Annotated in this window: 18 protein-coding genes; 11 read left to right on the forward strand and 7 right to left on the reverse strand. The window is 61.8% G+C overall.

The annotated features are described in order from the left end of the window. The coding region (locus EPO09_RS17005; protein ID WP_290644767.1) for an exodeoxyribonuclease VII large subunit at positions 1-388 on the reverse strand (388 nt) is incomplete at its 3' end. A 505-nt stretch (positions 389-893) separates the two neighbouring features. Here EPO09_RS17005 and EPO09_RS17010 point away from each other — a divergent pair. The 11 genes from EPO09_RS17010 (at position 894) to hemH (ending at position 15,645) form a co-directional block, all read left to right on the forward strand. Then, positions 894-1,532 carry a MotA/TolQ/ExbB proton channel family protein gene (locus EPO09_RS17010; protein WP_290644769.1) on the forward strand — a complete coding sequence of 213 codons (639 nt, stop codon included), beginning with the start codon at positions 894-896 and terminating at the stop codon, positions 1,530-1,532. A gap of 24 nt (positions 1,533-1,556) precedes the next feature. Then, positions 1,557-2,003 carry a biopolymer transporter ExbD gene (locus EPO09_RS17015; RefSeq protein WP_290644815.1) on the forward strand — a complete coding sequence of 149 codons (447 nt, stop codon included), beginning with the start codon at positions 1,557-1,559 and terminating at the stop codon, positions 2,001-2,003. 69 nt (positions 2,004-2,072) lie between these two features. Beyond that, the gene (gene lpxK / locus EPO09_RS17020) at positions 2,073-3,155 is read left to right on the forward strand and encodes a tetraacyldisaccharide 4'-kinase (RefSeq protein ID WP_290644771.1); all 1,083 of its coding nucleotides are present in this window, start codon (positions 2,073-2,075) and stop codon (positions 3,153-3,155) included. Positions 3,156-3,166: 11 nt separating this feature from the next. Beyond that, positions 3,167-3,379, forward strand: coding sequence for a Trm112 family protein (locus EPO09_RS17025; protein WP_290644773.1), 213 nt, complete (start codon positions 3,167-3,169; stop codon positions 3,377-3,379). Position 3,380: 1 nt separating this feature from the next. Then, positions 3,381-4,133 (forward strand): 3-deoxy-manno-octulosonate cytidylyltransferase, encoded by a 753-nt coding sequence (gene kdsB / locus EPO09_RS17030; RefSeq protein WP_290644775.1) that lies wholly within the window; start codon positions 3,381-3,383, stop codon positions 4,131-4,133. Between the two features lie 152 nt (positions 4,134-4,285). Further along, entirely contained in the window at positions 4,286-4,942 is a 657-nt protein-coding gene (gene adk, locus EPO09_RS17035; RefSeq protein ID WP_290644777.1) for an adenylate kinase, read from the forward strand. A 95-nt stretch (positions 4,943-5,037) separates the two neighbouring features. Beyond that, entirely contained in the window at positions 5,038-7,230 is a 2,193-nt protein-coding gene (gene dnaG, locus EPO09_RS17040; RefSeq protein WP_290644779.1) for a DNA primase, read from the forward strand. Positions 7,231-7,355: 125 nt separating this feature from the next. Next, entirely contained in the window at positions 7,356-9,650 is a 2,295-nt protein-coding gene (rpoD, locus tag EPO09_RS17045) for an RNA polymerase sigma factor RpoD (protein ID WP_290644781.1), read from the forward strand. A gap of 244 nt (positions 9,651-9,894) precedes the next feature. After that, positions 9,895-10,824, forward strand: coding sequence for an adenylate/guanylate cyclase domain-containing protein (locus EPO09_RS17050; RefSeq protein ID WP_290644783.1), 930 nt, complete (start codon positions 9,895-9,897; stop codon positions 10,822-10,824). Positions 10,825-10,891: 67 nt separating this feature from the next. Then, on the forward strand, positions 10,892-14,551 hold the full coding sequence (locus EPO09_RS17055; protein WP_290644785.1) for a PAS domain S-box protein: 3,660 nt from the start codon (positions 10,892-10,894) through the stop codon (positions 14,549-14,551). After that, positions 14,548-15,645, forward strand: a complete 1,098-nt coding sequence (hemH, locus tag EPO09_RS17060; RefSeq protein WP_290644787.1) for a ferrochelatase — start codon at positions 14,548-14,550, stop codon at positions 15,643-15,645. Before EPO09_RS17055 ends, hemH begins: the two co-directional genes overlap by 4 nt. Here the strand turns inward: hemH and EPO09_RS17065 are convergent. The 6 genes from EPO09_RS17065 to EPO09_RS17090 form a co-directional block, all read right to left on the reverse strand. Then, positions 15,628-18,177 carry an EAL domain-containing protein gene (locus EPO09_RS17065; RefSeq protein WP_290644789.1) on the reverse strand — a complete coding sequence of 850 codons (2,550 nt, stop codon included), beginning with the start codon at positions 18,175-18,177 and terminating at the stop codon, positions 15,628-15,630. The two genes, hemH and EPO09_RS17065, sit on opposite strands and share 18 nt — an antisense overlap. Before the next feature lie 85 nt (positions 18,178-18,262). Next, complete coding sequence (rmuC, locus tag EPO09_RS17070) at positions 18,263-19,747, reverse strand: DNA recombination protein RmuC (RefSeq protein ID WP_290644791.1); 1,485 nt, start codon at positions 19,745-19,747, stop codon at positions 18,263-18,265. Positions 19,748-19,840: 93 nt separating this feature from the next. After that, positions 19,841-20,485 (reverse strand): CoA transferase subunit B, encoded by a 645-nt coding sequence (locus tag EPO09_RS17075; protein ID WP_290644793.1) that lies wholly within the window; start codon positions 20,483-20,485, stop codon positions 19,841-19,843. A gap of 2 nt (positions 20,486-20,487) precedes the next feature. Next, the gene (locus tag EPO09_RS17080) at positions 20,488-21,195 is read right to left on the reverse strand and encodes a CoA transferase subunit A (RefSeq protein ID WP_290644795.1); all 708 of its coding nucleotides are present in this window, start codon (positions 21,193-21,195) and stop codon (positions 20,488-20,490) included. A gap of 218 nt (positions 21,196-21,413) precedes the next feature. Beyond that, positions 21,414-21,881: a thioesterase family protein gene (locus EPO09_RS17085; protein WP_290644797.1), complete on the reverse strand. Its 468-nt coding sequence runs from the start codon at positions 21,879-21,881 to the stop codon at positions 21,414-21,416. Between the two features lie 96 nt (positions 21,882-21,977). Beyond that, complete coding sequence (locus EPO09_RS17090; RefSeq protein ID WP_290644799.1) at positions 21,978-22,763, reverse strand: SDR family oxidoreductase; 786 nt, start codon at positions 22,761-22,763, stop codon at positions 21,978-21,980. Positions 22,764-22,794: the final 31 nt, after the last annotated feature.

Raw genomic sequence — 22,794 nt, forward strand, 5'->3', positions numbered from 1 at the left:
TCAAGCGCAGGAACTGCTCGTACAAAGCACCCGCGCCCGCACGCTGCAGCCCTTCGACCACGAACTGCAACTCGCCACGCGCCTCGTAAACCGCCAGGTTGCCGCGCGCCTCCACGAGCATGCCCTCCGATGGCGAAAACTCCACCTGTGAGAGCGCGCGCCTGAACATCGCACAACGCAGGGAGGCATTGCCATGCTCATCCTTGAGCGTGAAATAGCCATGGCCGCTGGCTGCCCGCGTAAAGCCACTGATCTCGCCCTTGACCACGCAAGAGGCAAAGCGGGCAGAAAGCGTATCGCCAACAGCCTGCACCAAGGCCGCCACCCCCCACACGCGAGCCGATCCACCTGAACGATCTGCTGGCCGATTTGTTGCCCAATCGCTCATGTCGTTTTCCCCGAAACGCCAGGCGTTGCGCGCCAGGCAAACGAAGCCGATGGCACCCCACCCAAGCCGGCTTGGCAGATGGCGTCAGCGCAGGGGTATTCGAGGACAAGTCCACACCCAGCGCGCCAGGGGGCCGCAGGCATCACACCCGTGTCACAGCGCCTTAATATTGTTCTAAGCATATGATTTCAAAGGATTTTTGCCTGCTTAAAAAATAAGCAATCTATCAAGGACCGTTGATTTTCGCGGGTTTGAGCGATGTGGCAGCGGCTTACCCACAAAGTTATCCACAGGTTCAGTGGATGATTTTGCCGCATTGCAACACGCGTGCCCGATACACCCTCTCGCGCGCCACATCGGGAAAGTCCCAGGCGCGCCACCGACTGCACCGCGATGCGGGAAAAGCGGATTTCAGCCCCATAATCGTCGGCTTGTCTTGCACCTGTCAGAGCGCGCCAAACGATGAGGCGAGCCTGAACAGACCATGCCCCTCGGGAGTCCTCTGTTGCTGTCGATCCTTCAAGCCGCCGGTTGGCCCATCATTCCTCTCGTGCTGTGCTCAGTCGTTGCGCTGGCGCTGGTCATTGAACGTTTTCTGAGCCTGCGCGAAGCCCGTGTGGCCCCTGCTCGCCTGGTCGACGAAGTCCTCTCGGTGACCCGTACCGGCGTGCCATCGGCCGACACGATCAACAAGCTCGCAGAAAACTCGGTGCTGGGTCAGTTGCTGGCACAGGGCCTGCGCGCGGCAGCCAACGAGCCCCGCATCACCGAAACCAACCTGCGTGGCGCCTTCGAATCGGCTGGCCGCGATGCCGTGCACCAGATGGAGCGCAACCTGAACGCCCTGGGCACGATTGCCAGCGCAGCGCCGCTCATGGGCCTGCTGGGCACCGTGATCGGCATGATCGAGATTTTCGGTGCCTCAGGCGCGGCCACCGGCTCGTCTGGCGCCAACCCTATGGAACTGGCGCACGGCATTTCCGTGGCGCTGTACAACACGGCCTTCGGCCTGATCGTGGCGATTCCCTCGCTCATGTTCTACCGCCATTTCCGCGCTCGCATCGACGCCTATACCGTGGCGATGGAGCAAGCTGCGGAACGCATGGTGCCGCATCTGTTGCGCCTGACATCCGGCCGTCGTTGAGTTGCAGGGACCACGCCCATGTCGATGAACTTTCGCAAGCATCACCTGCGCGAAGAAGAGCCTGAGATCAACCTCATCCCCTTCATCGACGTGCTGCTGGTGATCCTCATCTTCCTGATGCTGACCACCACCTACTCCAAACTCACGGAGTTGAAGGTCAATCTGCCAACCGCCAATGCCCAGGCATCGAAGCCTCGCCCTCGCGAGCTGGTTGTGGTGGTGACAGCGGATGGCCGCTATGTGGTGAACCAGCGTCAACTGGAAGGTCGAAGTGTGGATGTCCTGGCCGCAGGCCTGGCTTCGGCCAACGGCGGCGCCAAGGACACCGTGGTCGTGGTGACCGCAGATGCCTCGGCCACCCACCAGAGCGTCATCAATGTGATGGACGCCGCGCGTCGTGTGGGCCTGAGCCAGTTGACTTTTGCCACACAGGGCCAGGCTGAAAATGCCGCCGGCGCTGCCGCGCCCTGACGCCACCTGCGTGTCTGACCGGGGTGCGCCCGCACCCCACCCATTGCTGTACCGCACGCCTTATTCCGCATGAGCCGACTTGCTGCGCAACTCAACCAGGCCTGGCTCAAAAAAGGGCCCTTGGCACTGTGCCTGTTGCCTGCGGCAGCCTTGATGCTGCTGCTGGTCACAATCAGACGCGCAGGCTACCGTCAGGGCTGGCTGCGTAGCGAAAAGTTGCCTGTACCCGTATTGGTAGTGGGTAATCGCGTAGTGGGCGGCGCGGGCAAGACGCCCACGACCATTGCGCTGCTGAAGCATCTGCAACAGCAAGGCTGGAAGCCTGGCGTACTCAGCCGCGGCTACAAGGCCGAATTGCCAGCACACCAAACACACGTCTTGCTGGATGCCGACACCTCATCAGGACTGAACGCCGCCCAAACCGGTGACGAACCCATGTTGATCTGGCGCCGAACGGGCGCGCCCGTGATGATCGGGCGAGACCGTGCCAGCGGTGGCCGGGCCATGCTCCAGGCGCATCCGGAGATCAACGTGCTGGTCTGCGACGACGGCTTGCAGCACCTCCAGTTGCAACGCGATCTGGAGATCATCGTGTTCGATGCGCGTGGTGCGGGCAACGGCTGGCTGCTGCCTGCCGGCCCCTTGCGAGAACCGATTCACGTATCGCCTGCCAGCGACCTGGCTGCGGCACCATTGGTGCTCTACAACGCCCCGCAGGCAACCACCGATCTACCCGGTCATGTCGCGACACAGGCCACCGAACAGCTTTGCCCTTTGATTGACTGGTGGCAGGGACGCACCGCCAGTGCCACCTTGATGCCGCAAGACACCAGGGCCGCCAGCACCTGGGCGGTAGCCGGCATTGCGCACCCACAGCGATTTTTTGAGGCCCTGAGCAAGCAAGGCTTCACTTGCCAGACCATCCCGCTGGACGACCACGCCGATCTCGGCGACATTCCCTGGCCAGCGCAAGCCAGGGACGTCATCGTCACGGAAAAAGATGCCGTCAAACTTGACCCTGATCGACTTGCCCGCGAACGCCCCGGCTGCCGCGTGTGGGTTGCGGCACTAGACTTCCGTCCTGAAGCGTCGTTCTGGCTGGCACTGGATGCCGCCATGAAGCAACTCCCCGCTCGCCACCAACCTGGCTGAAGAAGAACACCATGGATACTCGATTGATTGAACTGCTGGTCTGCCCCGTGTGCAAAGGCCCCCTGCACCGCCTGCCCCAGGGCCAGCACCTGATTTGCCACGCGGACCGCCTGGGCTTCCCCATTCGCGACGGCATCCCCGTGATGCTGGAAAACGAGGCCGTGCCGCTGGACGACAACGACGTGCCGGTGGCCCCTGCACCAAAGACGTCCACAGGAGCCTGATATGGGCTTCACGGTTTTGATCCCGGCTCGCCTGGCCTCTACGCGCCTGCCTGACAAGCCGCTGGCCGACATCGCTGGCGTGCCCATGGTCGTGCGCGTGGCCCAACGCGCCGCGCAGAGCGCAGCCACCCAGATCGTGGTGGCCACCGACAACGCGCGCATCCAGCAGGCCTGCGAGCAACACGGCGTGCGCTGCGTGATGACACGCGCCGATCACCCCACTGGCAGCGACCGCCTGGCTGAAGCCTGCACCATCCTGGGCCTGGACGGCCAGGATGCTGTGGTCAATGTGCAGGGTGATGAGCCCTTGATCGACCCCGCCCTGATCAACGCCTGCGCCGCACAACTCGACCAGCGCCCGGATTGCGTGGTGAGCACGGCCGCCCACCCTATCGAGGAAGACGCCCACTTTGGCAACCCCAATGTGGTCAAGGTGGTGCTCGATGCCCAAGGGCGTGCACTGTATTTCTCGCGCGCACCCATTCCCTGGTGGCGTGATGCACCTGCGGCGGGCCTCCCCGCCAAGGACGCAGGGCATCCGCTTCGCCACATTGGCATCTACGGCTACCGCGCAGGCTTCCTGCGCAAGTTTCCGCAACTGGCTGTCAGCCCGCTGGAAACCGTGGAATCGCTGGAGCAGTTGCGCGTGCTGTGGCATGGCGAACGCATCGCTGTGCACGTCACGCAACAAGCGCCCGGCGCGGGTGTCGACACGCCAGAAGACCTGGAGCGTGTTCGCGCCCTGTTCGTCTGACCGGCTGCCCTTTCGGGTATGCCAATTGCTGGCGGAAGTGGCCTGCATGCGGTGATTCCCCCACCCATAGGAGGGGGACGCATGCTATCCTCCCGCCCTTGAAGAACTGATCGCCTCAAGGCCATCAGTGAGACCGGATACCGAGGAGATACATGAGACTCATCCTGTTGGGCGCACCCGGCGCCGGTAAGGGTACGCAAGCTGCGTTCCTGTGCCAAAAATTTGGCATCCCCCAAATCTCGACTGGCGACATGCTGCGCGCAGCCGTCAAGGCCGGTACCGAACTGGGTCTGGCAGCCAAGAAGATCATGGACGCTGGTGGTCTGGTCAGCGACGACATCATCATCGGCCTGGTCAAGGACCGCATCACGCAGGCTGACTGCGCCAACGGCTTCCTGTTCGACGGTTTCCCACGCACGATTCCTCAGGCTGAAGCCATGAAGGCTGCCGGCGTGAAGATCGACTTCGTGCTGGAAATCGACGTGCCTGACTCGTCGATCATCGAGCGCATGAGCGGTCGTCGTGTGCACGTGGCTTCGGGCCGCACCTACCACGTCGTGTTCAATCCGCCCAAGGTAGCCGGCAAGGACGACGCCACGGGCGAAGACCTGATCCAACGCGAAGACGACAAGGAAGAAACCGTGCGCAAGCGCCTGGATGTCTACCATTCTCAGACGCGCCCGCTCGTGGACTACTATGGCCAATGGGCCGCGACGGGCGACGCCGTTGCCCCGCAATGCCGCAGGATCAGCGGCGTGGGCTCGGTGGACGACATCACCGGCCGCGCGCTGGAAGCCCTGTCCAAGTAAGCCATTCGTCGGCCCTCTGGGCTGACATCAACGGCCCCGTCGCACCACCGCGCCGGGGCCGTTGCGTTTGAAGCACCAAGGAAGTTCCTCTCGCCGTGATCCCACCGTCATTCATTCAGGACCTGCTGGCCCGCACCGACATCGCCGATGTCGTGGGCAAGTTCGTCACACTGAAGAAGGCGGGCATCAACTACAAGGGCCTGTGCCCCTTCCACGGCGAGAAATCGCCCAGCTTCGTGGTCAGCCCCAGCCGCCAGACCTACCACTGCTTCGGCTGCGGCGTGCATGGCAATGCCATCGGTTTCCTGATGGAGTTCGGCGGCACGGGCTTTGTGGACGCCGTCAAGGATCTGGCCCAGATGCAGGGCATGCCAGTGCCCGACGACAACGTCCGCCCCGAAGAGCGCGAACGCCAGAAGCAGATCAAGGAAAAGCAGAACTCGCTGACCGACGTGATGGCCAAGGCCGCCCATCACTGGAAGCAGCAGCTCAAGAAAACGCCACGCGCCGTCAACTACCTCAAAGGCCGTGGCCTGACGGGCGAGATCGCAGCCCGCTTTGCGCTGGGCTATGCGCAGGACAACTGGCGCGGCCTGGCCAGCGTCTTTCCCAAGTACGACGACCCGCTGCTGGTGGAATCGGGCCTGGTCATCACGCACGAGCCCGAGGCTGGTGAGTCAGAAGGCAAGCGCTACGACCGCTTCCGTGACCGGATCATGTTCCCGATCCGCAACCCGCAAGGCGAGGTCATCGGCTTTGGCGGGCGCGTGCTGGACAAAGGCGAGCCCAAGTACCTGAACTCGCCCGAAACGCCCGTGTTCATCAAGGGGCGCGAGCTATACGGCCTGTACGAAGGCCGGGCCGCGTTGCGCAACAAGGGCTATGCCATCGTCACCGAAGGCTATATGGACGTGGTGGCGTTGGCGCAGTGGGGCTTTGGCAATGCCGTGGCCACCCTGGGCACCGCTTGCACGGCAGACCACGCGCAAAAGCTGTTTCGCTTCACCGACCAGGTGGTGTTCAGCTTCGACGGTGATGCCGCCGGCCGCCGCGCCGCGGGCCGTGCGCTGGAAGCCACCCTGCCCTACGCCACCGATACGCGCCGCATCAGCTTCCTGTTCCTGCCGACCGAGCATGACCCGGACAGCTACATCCGCGAGTTTGGCGCCGAGGCGTTCGAGCAATGCATCAAGCAGGCCGTGCCGTTGTCGCGCCAGGTGCTCGAGCACGCTGGCGCCGATTGCGACATGGACACGGCCGAAGGCCGGGCTCGCCTGCTGGTTCAGGCCATTCCCCTGCTGGCGCAATTCCCCGAAGGTGCGCTTCAAGGCCTGATCGCCGATGAGTTGGCTCAGACAGCCCGCACGGCACCGGAAGAGGTTCGCCGCCGGCTGGCCGATCATGTTCAAAAGGCCCAACAAAAAGCCGCGGGACAGAATCGCTACAACCCGGGCGGTGGCAGCGGTGGAAACCGATCTCATCCAGATCAAGGCGGAACATCTGCCGGCTGGGATGGCGATTTTGGCGACATTCCTGCCTTCGAACCCGATGGTGAATTCGGGGGGGACGGCGGCGGTAGCGGAGACTGGACATACGGCGGCGAAGGTGGCGATCCATCCGGCAGCTACGACTCGGGCGCAGGCCAGTCCAATCGCCCCTATCAGGGCCGAGGCCAGCAACAAGGCGGCTACCAGCAAGGTGGATTTCAGGGCGGCACACGCCGAGACGGCAAACCCTGGAAGCCCTGGAAAGGCGGCAGCGGGTCGCGCTGGCAAAGCCGAGGCAGCCCGGTGGAACAACGCCCCCTGCCCCAGGCCGCCACGCCGCTGGACCGCATCGCCTGGGTTCTGGTCAGCCACAGCGAGTTCTGGGAGCAATTGCCCAGTGCCACGCACGATTTGCTGTGCGACCAACCCGCGCCTTATGGTGAGTTTTTCCGCTGGCTTGATCGCATCCTGCTGGACCAGGGCCTGCTCAACGCCGAGGACCTGCTCAAGCTCATGAGAGGTGATGCGGCCGACCCCGAGCATCCTGAAGAAACCGGGCATTTCCAGACACTGGCGCGCCGCGTGACCCAGTTTGTGGAGGTACCGGACAACAAAGACACCGTGGAGGAATTGATGAACCTGATCCGGCCGATTGAACTCGTTGCACTGCGCGACGAACTTGATCTGCTGACCCAGTCAGGCGAACTTTCAGAGACAGCCGAGGCTCGAAAAATGGAGCTCGTTCGGCTGACCCTGGCCATGAAACTTGAAATCAGCCGCCGGCGCCCCATCTCCGGATGAGCGTTTCTCCGCCACCGGACTGAGTATTTCAACAGCTATTTGGCCAAGATTTTTGACGCCCCCCCTTTCATTGCGCGATAATGGAAGGTTCGACAAGCACCCAGAATTCTCTTTCGAGGAAGCGCATGACCGCGAAAAAAACCGCGAAGACAGCAGACACCGCGACTAAAGCGAAGAAAACAGCCGCCGAAGCCGAGGTGATCGAGCAGACCACGGAAGCCACGGAAAAGAAGGCCAAGGTCACCTCTCGCGCCGCCAAGGCCAAGGGTGCAGACACCGCCGAGGTCGCTGCGCCAGCCGAACCCAAGAAGCGCGGCCGCAAGCCCAAGGCTGCAACCGCTGAAGCCGCACCGGCCGCCAAGAGCGCCGTAGCCAAGAAAAAGGCCGCCTTCGAAGAAGACGATGTGGGTGACATCGAAGCCGAAGTCGAAGCCGATCTGGACGTCGGTGAAGTCGAGGCTGAAGGCGCCGAAGAAGCCGGCAGTGACAAGCCCAAGGCCAAGCCACTGCGCATGAAGGTGTCGCGCGCAAAAGAGCGCGCCCTGATGCGCGAATTCGGCATCGACGACACCACGCTGACCGAAGACGAAGTCAACAAGCGCCGTCAGGATCTGAAGACCCTGATCAAGCTGGGTAAGACACGCGGCTTCCTGACGCACCAGGAAATCAACGACCACTTGCCCGAAAAGCTGGTCGAAAACGAAATCCTCGAGGCCATCATCTCCATGTTGAACGACATGGGCGTGGCGGTTTACGAGCAAGCGCCTGACGCTGCCACGCTGCTGATTTCCAACAGCGCGCAGTCCACAGCCACAGAAGAGGAAGCCGAAGAAGCCGCTGAAGCCGCCCTGTCCACCGTGGACTCGGAATTCGGCCGCACGACCGACCCCGTTCGCATGTACATGCGCGAAATGGGCACGGTCGAGTTGCTGACGCGCGAAGGCGAAATCGAAATCGCCAAGCGCATCGAAGGCGGCTTGCAGGCCATGATGCTGGCCATCTCGGCCTCGCCCACCACCATCGCCGAAATCCTGTCGCTGTCCGACAAGATCCGCGCCGGTGAGATGACCATTTCCGAGGTCGTTGACGGTTTCGTCGCTGCCGATGAGGCCGACGACTACGTGGCCGAAGAAGACTTCGACGAATTCGACGAAGAAGATGACGATGATGGCAATGGCGGCTCCAAAGCCCTGACCAAGAAGCTCGAGGAGATGAAGAACCAGGCCATGGTCAAGTTCGATGCCCTGCGCGTCAACTTCGACAAGATGGCCAAATCCTTCGAGAAGGACGGCTACAAGTCAGCGCCTTACAACAAGGCCCAGGAAGCCATCAGCCACGAGTTGATGACCATCCGCTTTACCGTCAAGATCATTGAGCGGCTGTGCGGCGTGTTGCGTTCGCAGGTCGATGACGTACGTCGCTACGAGCGCGAACTGCGCAAGATCGTGGTCGACAAGTGCGGCATGGCGCAAGAGCAGTTCATCAAATCCTTCCCGCCCAACATCCTGAACCTGGACTGGGCCGTCAAGGAGTCGAACGCCGGCAAGAACTACAGCGCCGTCATGGGCCGCAGTCTGCCTGCGATCCAGGAACTGCAGCAAAAGCTGATTGACTTGCAGGCCAAGGCCGTCGTGCCCATCGAGGACCTGAAGTCGATCAACAAGCGCATGAACGAGGGCGAAAAGGCCTCGCGCGATGCCAAGAAGGAAATGATCGAGGCCAACCTGCGTCTGGTGATCTCGATTGCGAAGAAGTACACCAACCGTGGTCTGCAATTCCTGGATCTGATCCAGGAAGGCAACATCGGCCTGATGAAGGCCGTGGACAAGTTCGAATACCGTCGCGGCTACAAGTTCTCGACTTATGCGACCTGGTGGATCCGTCAGGCCATCACGCGTTCGATCGCCGACCAGGCCCGCACCATCCGCATCCCGGTTCACATGATCGAAACGATCAACAAGATGAACCGCATCTCGCGTCAGCACCTGCAGGAATTCGGCTTCGAGCCCGATGCTCCGACGCTGGCCGCCAAGATGGAAATGCCGGAAGACAAGGTCCGCAAGATCATGAAGATCGCCAAAGAGCCGATCTCCATGGAAACGCCGATCGGTGACGATGACGACAGCCACCTGGGCGACTTCATCGAGGACACCAACAACACCGCCCCGATCGAGGCTGCGATGCAGGCCGGTCTGCGCGATGTCGTCAAGGACATCCTCGACTCGCTCACACCTCGCGAAGCCAAGGTGCTGCGCATGCGCTTCGGTATCGAAATGTCGACCGACCACACGCTGGAAGAAGTCGGCAAGCAGTTCGATGTCACCCGCGAGCGCATCCGCCAGATCGAAGCCAAGGCCATTCGCAAGCTCAAGCACCCCTCGCGGTCTGACAAGCTCAGGACCTATCTGGACAATCTGTGATTGGTCGGATAGGCGGCGCGAAGCGGCGGCAAGTGCAAAGCACTTGCTCCTGAGCTTGCGGCGAAGCCACAAGCTGCGCACGTATCTGGACAATCTCTGATTGCGACGCAAACCCGGCCATGTGCCGGGTTTTTCATGCCCGGCCGTCGCCCGCTGCCCCCTGCCGTCCAAAATCCCGCACAAAAACCGTGCATTTCGTCACGCTGGCATTTCGCGAAGCGCGCGAACATACTGCGTTATGGGCATGACCAAAGAACGCGCCATCCTGTTTGCGGACCTCCGCGGCAGCACAGCGCTTTATCTCAAGCTGGGCAACAGCGAGGCGGCAACCGTCGTCACGCACAGCCTGGCCATGCTCGGTCAGATCGTGGCCCGCTCCGGTGGCCGCGTCATTAAAACGCTGGGCGATGGCCTCATGGCCGTGTTCGAAGAAGCGGAGCGTGCGGTTGAATCAGCCGTGGCCATGCAAGACTCCCTGGAGCGCATCGCACCCGTTGCCGAGGGTCTGCCCATCAAGGCGGCTGCGATCAAGCTCAAAGTGGCGATTGCCTGGGGCGAAATGGTCGAAGTGGATGGCGATTGCTTCGGTGATGCCGTCAACGTGGCTGCGCGCCTGCTGGATCTGGCTGGCGACAATGAAACATTGACAACGGCCCAACTGCTGCGCGAACTCCCGACCGATCAGCACGAACGCTTTCGCAGCATCGACAAGCTGCATCTGCGTGGCCGCAAGGAGCCTGTGCCCGTGCTGCGCATGGACACCCGCCGCTTTGGCGACACCATGTCCACGATGATCATGGAAGCCGAGCCCAGTGACATGCCTGATGGCGTGCGGCTGACCTGCCTGGGCACGGAGCGCGTTTTTTCGACCGCGAGCATGCCCTTGGTCCTGGGCCGCAGCCCGCAGGCATCGTTCTGCGTCAGTGACTCACGCGTGTCGCGCTCGCATGCGCGCATCGAGTCCCATAGCGGTCACTTCTATCTGACAGACCTCAGTTATAACGGCACGCACGTCAAGTTTGATCACGACGAGCAAGTACTGACCCTGCGTCGTGGCACCTGTACGTTGCACGGCAGCGGCATCATCAGCATGGGCGCCCCGCCCACGGACATCACAAGCACCCAGATTCACTTCGAGGTGCTGAGCTTCTCGGACACCTTGCCTCAGTATTGACGCGGGGTTACGTCAGCCTTTTCATAGGCTAGAGTCACAAGTCGACCATCTTCGCGATGCCGCTTGCATGACCTTGAACGCCGTTCCACAAGATGAAAATGAGCGAGTCGCGCTGCTTCATGCCAGCAAATTGCTGGACGCCGAAGTGCCTCCTGCCTTCGAATCCATTCAGCGTCTGATCACAGGCACGCTGAAGTGCCCTATTGCCGCCATCAACCTGGTTGACACGCATCGAATCTGGAGCCTGGCTCGCCATGGTCTCGATACACGGCAGACATCCCCGAGTGACTCGTTTTGCCAGTCCGTCGTTTCGCACAAGACGGGCCTGTTCATCTCTGATGCCCGGTTGGATGAGCAGTTCAAAGCCATCTCGGCCGTGGCAGGCCCCATGCAAGTGCGAGCCTATGCGGGCATGCCCCTTTTGGTCGAGGGTCATGCGCTGGGCACGCTTTGCGCGATGGACCGCCAGGCACGGGATTGGAGCGACGCCGACATCAAGGCGCTGCAAGACCTGGCCACCACGGCAGCCTCGCTCATTCAGCACCACATCGACACACAGCGCCTGCGCAAGATGGAGGCACGCGTACGCACGGCCAGCCTGGCGGGCAGCGACTGGCTGTGGGAGACCAACAAGGACGGCGTACTGCAATGGGTATCGGCGGGTTTAAAGCAACACACCGGCCTGGATCCCTCGACTGAGATTGGCGTCAAGGGCGCCAGCTTGTACGTGCCACGCGATGACGAAACACGCGACAGTTGGGATCGCTTCGTGCTGGCCAGATCTCGCCGCGAACCCTTCAGTGATGCCATCGGCGTGCGCACTACGCCGCGCGGCCCCATCACCGTCAGCATCAGCGGTACACCGGTGTTCAACAGCCGTGGCGAGTTCATGGGCTACCGGGGCGCCAGCCGCAACGTGACGCGTCAGATCGAAGCCGAACACGAAGCGCGCAGAGCCGATCAGTTGCTGCGCCAGGCCATCGAGTCTTTTCACATCAGCGTGATGATCACGGACCCGCAAGGGCGAGTCGTGCTGGCCAACCAGCATTGGCGGGATCACGCAGGGCAAGCGCACGATGAGGCCAATCCTTACTGGTCTGTCACCCTGCGCAAGCTGGTCCAGGCCGGCATCTACCCCGATGCCAGTGGCCGCGAAGATGAGTACATCGCCTGGCGTTTGAACCTGCACACCGAAGTCGAGCCGCGTGAAGTGCAGTTCAAGAACCAATGGATCCTGGTCAAGGACCACCAGTTGCCCGATGGCAGTGTGGTGCACTTCGCCATGGACATCACACAGAACAAGAAGGATGCCGAGAAGCTGCGCGAAAAGCAGAAAGCCCTGGCAGAGACAAAAGCCCGGCTGCGCGCCGTGTTGCGTGCCCTGCCAGACCTCTGGTTCGTGATCGACAACAAGGGCCGCTACATTGATGGCCACGCCGATCACCCCTTGCTGCTCAAGCCGCTGTCCGAGTTGAAGCGCACGGCACTGGGTAGCCACCTGCCGCCCGAAACGGCCGACCTCCAAAGACAGGCCTTGCAGCGACTGCAAAGCACCGGCCAATCCCAGCGCTTTGAATACGACCTGGCCAAGCGCGATGGCGTCAGCCGCCACTTCGAAGCCCGCATGACGCCGATGCCCGAAGGGCACACGCTCTTCCTGACGCGCGACATCACCGAGCGCCAGTTGGCGGCAGAAAAGCTGCGCGTCAGCGAAGAGTTGTACCGCTCCGTGGCCGCCACCATCAGCGATGGCCTCGTGATCGTGGAACTTGGCGGGCGGGTCGTTGCACTGAACCAGGCCGCCAGCCGCATTCTGGGTGTCCGGCCGGAGCAACTGATCAATGTCGAGCAACCAGGCTTGCCCGGGCTGACGCTGCTGGAAGATGACCTCGTCACGCCAGTGCCTTTCGAACGCTGGCCGATCAACGAAGTGCTGGCAACGGGCCAGCGCATCGACAAGCGCGTCAATCCCTTGCGCCGCGTTGATGGTGAGATTCTGTGGGTAGAGATCTCCTGCCATTTGCTGCGTGTGGATGCCAATGCCCCGCCCTTTGCCGCCATGGCCACCTTGCGCGACATCACGCAGGAACGTCATGCCCAGCAAGAGTTGCAACTGAGCGAAGAACGCTGGAAGTTCGCACTCGAAGGCGCGGGCGATGGTGTCTGGGACTGGGATCTGCAAACAGGCCGCGTCTACTACTCCCAGCGTTGGAAGACCATGCTGGGTTATGACGAGCATGAGATCGCCAACACGGCGGACGAATTCCTCAGCCGTGTTCACCCATCAGACCGGGACCTGGTGAGCGGCAGCCTGCATCGCTACTTCAAAGTCGGTGATGGTATTCACCAGACCGAATTCCGCCTGCAACACAAACACGGCCACTACCTCTCCATCTTGTCGCGCGGGAAGGTGGTCAGCCGGCATCGCGATGGCCATGCCCTGCGCGTGGTGGGCACGCATTCCGATATCACGCCGGTCAAACAGGCCGAACGCGCCTTGCGCGAAAAGCAGACTGCTGAAGCAGCCAGTGCCGCCAAGTCGGAGTTCCTCTCCCGCATGAGCCACGAGATCCGCACACCGCTCAATGCCGTCAACGGCTTTGCCCAGTTGCTCCAATTGCAGTTGACCCAGCAAAGGGCGGATACAGGGCAACAAAACTATGTCGAGCAGATCCTGCACGCCAGCCAGCACCTGATGGGTCTGGTCAACGATGTGCTGGATCTTCAGCAGGTTGAAACCGGCATCCTGAGCTTCAAGCCTGAGCCGCTCACACTGAGCGATGAAATCGGCCCGTGCCTGTCCATGCTCAGCCCCATGGCCGACAAGCGCCAGATCAGCGTGCACAACCTGCTTGAAGCGCCTTGGGCCATCGTGGCAGACCGTCAACGGCTCAAGCAGGTGATCATGAACATCGGCTCCAACGCCATCAAGTACAACCAGGCAGGCGGCACTGTGCGCATCTATGCCCAGTGCTTGCCTGAAAACGAAGTTGTGCTCACAATCGAGGACTCCGGCCCCGGCATGAGCCCTCAACAGCTGTCCAGGCTGTTTCAACCTTTCGAGCGTCTTGGGCGTGAAACTTCCAATATCGAAGGGACCGGTCTAGGCCTTATCATCACGCGCTCGCTGCTTGAAGCCATGGGAGGTCGCATGGATATCCGCAGTCAACCCGGTTCAGGAACTCGGGTCAATATCATCCTCCCACTGGCAGGCCGCACGCCTACCCATCTTGACCCCGCCCCTGACTCTGCCTATCCGCCCCTGTCGGACCCGGGCAGCCCGCTCGAATTGAACATGTCCCCGACTGAATTGAATTCAGACGGCGCTGCGGCTTTGCCCGCCTTGCACGTGCTGTACGTTGAAGATAACCGCATCAATGCGATGCTTTTCGAAGAGGCCTTGAGGCCTTTCCCCCAGATTGACCTGGCTGTGGCCGAAGATGGTCAGATGGCCTTGTCCATGGCGCGTGATCGCATCCCGGACGTGCTGGTGCTGGATGCGCATCTACCCGGCATGTCGGGCTTCGAGGTGCTCAAGGCTTTGCGCACCTTGCCCGAGCTGGCCAATGCCCCCGCCTTCATGTGCTCGGCTGACGCCATGCCCGAAGACGTGGCCCGAGCCCAGGCCGCAGGCTTCACAGGTTACTGGACCAAACCCATCGATATCGTCGCGGTAACCACAGAACTGTGCAGGTTGGCCGCAAGAGGCGACAATGCTGCGCTATGAGCGTAGCCAAAGAACCCGAATACCAACACGGTCAGCCCTCACGTACCGGCATCTTGCTGGTCAACCTGGGCACGCCTGAATCCCCTACACCTGCCGCCTTGCGCCGCTATCTGGCGCAGTTTCTCAGCGACACGCGTGTGGTTGAGATTCCCCGGCTGGTATGGCTACCCATCCTGCACGGCATCATCCTGCGCGTGCGGCCGGCCAAGTCTGCCGCCAAGTACGCCAGCATCTGGACCAAGGAAGGTTCGCCCCTGCGCGTCTGGACGCAAAAGCAAACCACCTTGCTGCAAGGCTTTCTGGGTGAGGCTGGGCATCAACTCATCGTCAAGCACGCCATGCGCTATGGCCAGCCCAGCATTGGCAGCCAGCTCACAGCCTTGAAGGCAGAAGGCGCACAACGCATCCTGGTGGTGCCGCTGTACCCACAGTACTCTGCTGCGACCACGGCCAGCGTCATGGACGATGTGTTCGCCTGGGGCCGCCAGACGCGCACCTTGCCCGAGCTGCGCCACGTCAATCGCTTTCACGATGACCCAGGCTACCTCGATGCCCTGGCAGACAGCGTGAGGGCACACTGGGCCCGAAGCGGGCGTGGCGGCAAGCTGGTGATGAGCTTTCACGGCATGCCTGAGCGCACCTTGCTGCTGGGCGACCCGTATCACTGCGAATGCCTCAAGACGGGCAGGCTGCTGGCCGAGCGCCTGGGCTTGAGCAAGGATGAGTACGTTGTGACCTTCCAGAGCCGCTTTGGCAAGGCCAAATGGCTGGAGCCCTATACCGAGCCCACTTTGTGCGCCTTGGCCCAACAGGGTGAAAAGCGTGTGGACGTGATCTGCCCAGGCTTTGTCTCCGATTGCATCGAGACGCTGGAGGAGATCGCCATGGAAGGCAAGCAGGCCTTCATGGACTGCGGGGGCAAGGAGTTCAACTACATCCCCGGCCTCAATGACCAGATGAGCTGGATCCGCGCCTTGAGCAGCCTGGTGGAGCGCCATCTGCAAGGCTGGCCCACCAAGGCCGAGGCGCAGACCAGCGCCAGCGAACTGGCTCAGCAGCGCGAGCGCGCCAAAGCGCTAGGCAGTCTCAACTGAGGGAACGGGCTGGGTCAACCAGCTTCGCGCTGCATCGGCATCCAGCGGGCGACTGAAGAAGTAGCCCTGCACAACATCGCAGCCGTGCTCGGCCAGCCAGTCGATGCTGCTGCCATGCTCCACGCCCTCGATGGTCACCGTCAAACCCAGGCGGTGGCCCACTTCGATCATGGCTTGCAACACGGCCTGCTTGCGGCCGAAGTCGGCGATGTCGGTCACGAAGCTGCGGTCGACCTTCATTTCGTCCAAGGGCATCTCCTGCAAGATGCCCAGTGATGAGTAGCCTGTGCCAAAGTCGTCCAGCGCGATCTTCACGCCCTCTTCGCGCAGGCTGGACAAGATCTGCGTGGCCCGTTCGCGGTCGCTCAAAGCCGCCGATTCAGTCACTTCCAGGATCAGGCGGCAAGGCGGGCAACCAACGTGGCGCAAGGTCTCCAGCACCTTGTCCACAAAGCGCGGCGTGGCCAGATCAAACGCGGTGATGTTGACCGACACCCGCACATGCGGATCGGGCAATGTCAGCAGGAAGCGCGCAGCCTCCGCAATCGCCCACATGGTCAGGCGGTTGATGGCCCCCGTTGCTTCAGCCTCTGAAATGAAGGCGCCAGGCGGGATCATGCCTCGCTGAGGATGACGCCAGCGCACCAGGGCCTCCAGCGAGTCCGTACGGCGGGTCTCCAGCGTCACCTTGGGCTGGTAGTGCAGCAGCAACTCGCCGCGATCGATGGCGCCTTCCAGATCCAGCGTCAGGCCATAGGCCAGTTGCTCGCGCTTCATGCGCTCGGCGTCAAACGGCACCACACGGCGATGGGCGCTGCACCACTGCAAGGCAATGCGCGCCTCGTCACTCATGCCAACGGACTGATCCAGATGGGCACTGGTCACAGGCGCCACACCAACGTGCGGATCCCAGGCCACGAACAGCCCTTGCCATTCAAAGCGTCGAACCAGGAAGCTCTCCAGATCACTCATGAAGGCATCGGACGGCATGCCCACGGTGACAAAAGCCAGGGTGCTGTCGTCCAGCGCGGCCAGTTGATGCGGACCTTCGATGGTCATCAAGGCGCGGGGATCCGTGAGCGCAAACCAGCTCATGAGTTCCTGACCATAGATCTTGACCAGGGCCGTCAAGGTATCGGGCGGCAAGATGGATTCCAGAAAGCCGAAGCGATTGAGCTTGACAATGCAAATGGAGAAGCCCTCTTCGGCCTGCCCCAGTTGCGCCCGCACCGACTCCTCCAGCATGGCCTGATTGGGCATGCCGTAGCGCGGATGGTGCGAGACCACGTCACGCAATTGCGCCTCATAAGCCAGGCGTCGCTCCAGCTCCATCGTGTGCTCGGCCTGAGCACGCGCACGGTCCTGACGATCCATCTTCATCCGGTAGAACAGAGCTGCGGCCAGCGTCAGCGCCTTGATCACGCAGGCATACATGCTGGCCACTCCGAACTGCCCGTGATAGATGCCCAGTACGCCCACGGCATTGATCACCAGGGCGCCCATCTGCACCACCATGCCACCGCACAACAGGCGCGCCACGGCCCCCTCGTGCCAGTGCTTTGCGCAAATCCAGATCAGCGCGATCGGATAGATCACCGAGATCACCTGAACCAAGGCGCTGATCTTGGGCGCATAAACAGGCACCAGAAGTGCAAATGCCAGGATCAAGGCCGATGACAAGGCCAGCGCTTTGATGATCCTGTCTTCCCCCCGGGTAGGCTGGATGATCCAGCGGAACACCAGCGTAGCCGTCGAGATCCCGATCAGGATCCACATATACGGCGGCAGGTTGAACTCTGGATGATCTGGCCAGATCATCTGATAGGCATCGCCTTCCCGGCTTGCCGTGGCGGCCAGCACAGGCAGGATCTCCGCCACCATCAGGAAGGACAGCGGATTGCCGTTGATGAAGGCCAGCACGATGGACACGAGCAAGGTGAAGCCCAGTGCGCCGTAGCAAAGCGCACGCGAGAAAGCCGTCTCCCGCTCCAGGGTCGCGTAGTTTTCAGGCGTCCAATACTGGAACGTGGCGGCCGTTGAGCCGTTATTGCGCAGCAGACAAGCCAGCGTCACGCTGCTGTGCGGAAAGATATTGACCGGCAGGATGACGCCCGGATATTTGATCGGACGCGCATCGAACGGGCGATGGTCCCCCAGGCGGTACACGACCGACTCGTCACCGTCCATGTCAACAAAGCAATCGACGAAATCGGTATAGGGCTCGGTCACCACGACCCAACCCAGCACGGGGCTGTCGGAGCTGTTCTGCAGCGCGGTGCGCGCCCAGACGCCCTTGTACTCGAAGCCGACGGTGCGCACACCATGGCGCTGAGCCTGCCAGGGTGCGCCTGAAGGTGGGGGGTGCGCCGGCCCCGCATCGCTGGGTAGATCGGCAGACACCAAGGTGGCCATGTCCAGCCACTCACCCTGCCCGGCTGCCGCCGCGATGTCAAACGCAGCCGCACCCGCCTGTAGCGGCGCCAGGAGCAGCAAGCTGAGCAGCAGCAGTAAGGACTTCAGCAGAGACTTCACGCAGCAACGGGGCAACAACGCCGCCCGATTTCGGTAAACAGGACACTCGGTCTTTGTCTATCGGTTGCTGCGCTGCGATCTTGAATCAGCTCTCGTCATCTGATGCCACGCCAGACTCGGCGGGCAACAGGGCTTGCGCCTGGGAGTCCGGCATGGCTTCGACCTGTTTGAGGGCACGGCCCATGACCCGCGTGCGGGTCTCAACAGAGGAAATGGTGTTGCTGGCCTCTTCCAGCTTCTTTCTGGTTTTGGCCAGCACATCGCCAAACTTGCCAAACTCCGTTTTGACGGCACCCAGCACCTGCCAGACCTCACTGGAACGCTTTTCCAGGGCCAGCGTCCTGAATCCCATCTGCAGGCTGTTGAGCGTGGCCAGCAAGGTCGTGGGGCCGGCCAGCATCACCCGGTATTCGCGCTGCATGGCCTCCACCAGGCCGGGACGGCGCAAGGCCTCGGCGTACAGCCCTTCGGTCGGCACGAACAGGATCGCAAAGTCAGAGGTGTGAGGTGGCCCGAGGTATTTGTCACGGATGGTGCGCGCCTCCAGCCTCAGGCGTTGCTCAACTGCTTTGGCTGAGGCCTCCACGGCTGGCGCATCAGCCCGATCCTGTGCCTCCAGCAGGCGCTCGTAGTCTTCGCGTGGGAACTTGGCATCAATGGGCAACCACAGGGGCTGACTGTCGGCGCCGCCCTGCCCTGGCAACTTGATCGCAAACTCGACGCGGGCTCCACTGCCCGGCACCGTCTCCACGTTGACGGCGTACTGCTCGGGCGTGAACACCTGCTCCAGCAGGCCGGCCAGTTGTACTTCGCCAAAAATGCCGCGCGTCTTGACGTTGTTGAGCACGCGGTTGAGCGAGCCCACGTCGCTGGCCAGGCGTTGCATTTCGCCCAGGCCGCGGTGAACCAACTCCAGCCGCTCGGCCACTTGCTTGAAGCTCTCACCCAGGCGGGCCTCCAGCGTGGCGTGCAGCTTCTCGTCAACCGTCTGGCGCATCTGCTCCAGCTTTTTCTCGTTGTCGGCTTGCAAGGCTTGCAGGCGGTTCTCCACCGTGTTGCGCACCTCTGTCAAACGGCGCTCATTGGCCTCGGACAGCACGCGCAGCTGTTCCGCCACGCCCTCACCCAGCCGGCGCAAGGCCGCCTCCTGCGCTTCATTGAAACGCGCCAGGGCCTGCGCCTGGGCTTCGCGCAAACCAGCGGCCTGCAGGCTTTGTTGGTGTGTGGTGTCACGCAAGCTGTCCGCCACGCCTTGCTGCATGGCCGCCAGTTGAACGCGGAAGCTATCGAGCTGTTCGTTCTGAGTCCGGGTGGCATCGCCTTGCTGGGTCAGCAGTGTTTGCTGGAAGGTGCCCAATGCCGCGCCAATTTCCTGCCTTGTGCCGGTGGCGCTGCGTGCCACCTCGTCACGCAGATTGCGCTCGATCTGCTCGCTGCGTTGCTGCAAGGCCTGGTTCAGATCGGCCCCCAGCTTCAGCACGGCCTCGTCGTTTTGACGAGCAGGCCGCAAGGCCAACCAGAGCAACAGCAACACAATGAGGACAAGCAGCGACAAGGCAATCCAGTTCATGGGCAGATTGTCTCAGAGCGCAAGCAACGAAAAGGCCACCCGAGGGTGGCCTCATGTCAGCAGCAACAAACAGCTTGATGGTGCGCTTGCCGCTCAGGCTGTCAGGTGAGACAACTGCACATGCGCGCCGGTCTTCACGCGGATTTCCTCCGGTGTCACGCCAGGTGCCAGTTCCACGCACTTGAAGCCTTCAGGTGTCACGTCCAGCACGCACAGTTCGGTGATGATGCGATCGACCACGCCCAGGCCTGTCAGCGGCAGCGTGCACTTTTGCAGCAGCTTGTGCTCGCCATTCTTGGCAGCATGTTCCATCAGCACGACCACGCGCCCCACGCCGGCCACCAGGTCCATCGCGCCGCCCATGCCCTTGACCATCTTGCCCGGGATCATCCAGTTGGCCAGATCGCCCTTCTCGGACACCTGCATGGCGCCCAGGATGGACAGGTTGATCTTGCCGCCGCGGATCATCGCAAAGCTCTCATGCGATCCGAAGATCGAGGAACCGGGCAGCACGGTCACGGTCTGCTTGCCCGCATTGATCAGGTCGGCATCAACCTGGTCTTCAGTCGGGAAAGGACCAATGCCCAGCATGCCGTTTTCCGACTGCAACCAAACATCAATGTCTGGGCTCACAAAGTTGGCCACCAGTGTCGGCAGGCCAATGCCCAGGTTCACGTAGAAACCGTCTTCCAGTTCGCGTGCGGCACGCGCCGCCATTTCGTCATGTGTCCAGGCCATCTTCAAGCTCCCGCTTTCTCTGTGAGGGTGCGCTTTTCAATGCGCTTCTCAGGGGTGGCATTGAGCACGATACGGTGCACGTAAATGCCAGGCAGATGGACCGAATCAGGATCGAAGGTGCCGGTTTCGACGATCTCTTCCACTTCCACCACGGTGATCTTGCCCGCCATGGCGGCAGCCGGGTTGAAGTTGCGCGCCGTACGGCGGAAGATCAGGTTGCCGGACTTGTCTGCCTTGTAGGCCTTGACCAGCGCCACCTCGGGCAACAAGGCCCGCTCCATCACATAGACCTCGCCATCGAACTCGCGGGTTTCCTTGCCCTCGGCCACGATGGTGCCCACGCCGGTTTTGGTGAAGAAAGCCGGGATGCCGGCGCCACCTGCACGCAGCTTCTCGGCCAGCGTGCCTTGCGGTGTGAATTCGAGCTCCAGTTCGCCAGCCAGGTATTGGCGCTCGAACTCCTTGTTCTCGCCCACATAGCTGGAGATCATCTTCTTGATCTGGCGCGTGTTGAGCAACTTGCCCAGGCCGAAACCATCGACGCCGGCGTTGTTCGAAATCACGGTCAGGTCCTTCACGCCCGTCGCCTGCAAGGCGTCGATCAGCGCTTCAGGAATGCCACAGAGGCCGAAGCCCCCTACTGCGAGCAATTGCCCGTCTTTCACAATCCCAGCCAGCGCACTGGCGGCGTCGGGATAGACCTTGTTCATCCAATCACTCCTTGGCAAACGGGGGGACTCTTTCGCTGCACTGCAGCATGGGAAAGCGTACACCGGGTCAAGCGAAAAAATCCAGTGATTTCGATGAAAAAAACGCGCCAGCTCGCGCTTGACGCGTCCAGGTCACGCTCGAAGGCTCGCCACTGTGGTTTCAGCCCTGACCCGCCTTGGTGCAAGGGGCAGTCAGATGCACCACAAAGGCGTCGCCATCACTTGCCAGGCAACGCTGGCGGTGCATCAGAAGCCGGTAACGCAGGCGTGCCTTTGAGTGCACGAATGGGCTCTGGCAAAGGCACGGGACGCCCCTCGGCACTGCTGACCCACACCAGCGTGGCGCCACCAGCGGCATAGGGCGAGCCAGGCTCATCCGAGCGTTCAATCGTCACGAAGGTGTCGATGCTGGTGCGGCCAGGATCGGCCACATACAGCTTCACGACCAGATCTCCGGGGAACACCAGCGGGCGGTAGAAGTTGAAGAAGGCGTTGGCGATGACCGGGCCCTCGTCGCGGCCATCCACGGATCCGCTGATGGCTTCGATCCACGTCACGCGTGCCTGCTCCATGTATTTGAAGTAGACGGTGTTGTTGACGTGGCCAAGCGCATCCATGTCACCCCACATGATGGGCATGGACAGTTCATGGACCAGGATTTTGTGCTCAGGAATGTCTAGACGCATGGTTCTTCAACGGCAAAAGATAAGCCCGCATGGGCCACACAAAGTAGTAGTGCAGCCATATGCGGGCTAGATGCGGACGATCAGGCTGAATTCAAGTCAGGCTGCAAGCATGCCGTCGTCGGCCGAGATGATGGCGCCATTGATGAAATCGCTTTGAGCCGAGCACAGCGTCACCAGCATCGCATCCAGATCCTTGGGCTGGCCCACACGCTTGCGTGGCAGCATGCTGATCAGCTTCTTGCCCGCTTCGGTGCCCCAGTGGTGGTGGTTGATCTCGGTGTCGATATAGCCTGGGCAGATGGCGTTGGACGTGATGCCAAAGCGGCCCCACTCGGCCGCCATCACCTTGGTCATATGGACCACGGCGGCTTTGCTCATGCAGTACACGCCGATCTGCGGCATGGTGCGCAAGCCGGCTGCGGAGGCAATGTTGATGATGCGCCCGCCGGTGAAGGTGCCAGGTGCAGAACCCTTGGCGCGAGCCAGCATGCGCTTGGCCACTTCCTGCGCAACAAAGAACGAACCGCGCGTATTGGTATTGAAGATGAAGTCGTAATTGTCTTCGGTGACATCAATCAGGCGCTCGGTAGTGCTCACGCCCGAGTTGTTGATCAGGATGTCGATGGCGCCAACTTCGGTCTCGGCATGGGCCACGGCGGATTTGATCGAATCCACATCGGTCACGTCCAGCTCGACCAGGTGGGCATCGCCACCGTAGGCCTCGATTTCGGAACGCAGGGTCTTCAGACGCTCGACGCGACGACCTGCCAGCACAACGGCTGCGCCGGCCTTGGCCAGCGTGTGGGCGAACTGGGTGCCCAGGCCGCTGGAGGCGCCGGTGATCAGGGCCACGCGGCCCGACAGGTCAATGGTGTAGCTCATGCATTGGCTCCTTTTGGCGCATGTTTGGACG

Origin of the sequence: Aquabacterium sp., assembly GCF_004297345.1 — a bacterium.
Taxonomy (GTDB): Bacteria; Pseudomonadota; Gammaproteobacteria; order Burkholderiales; family Burkholderiaceae_C; genus Aquabacterium.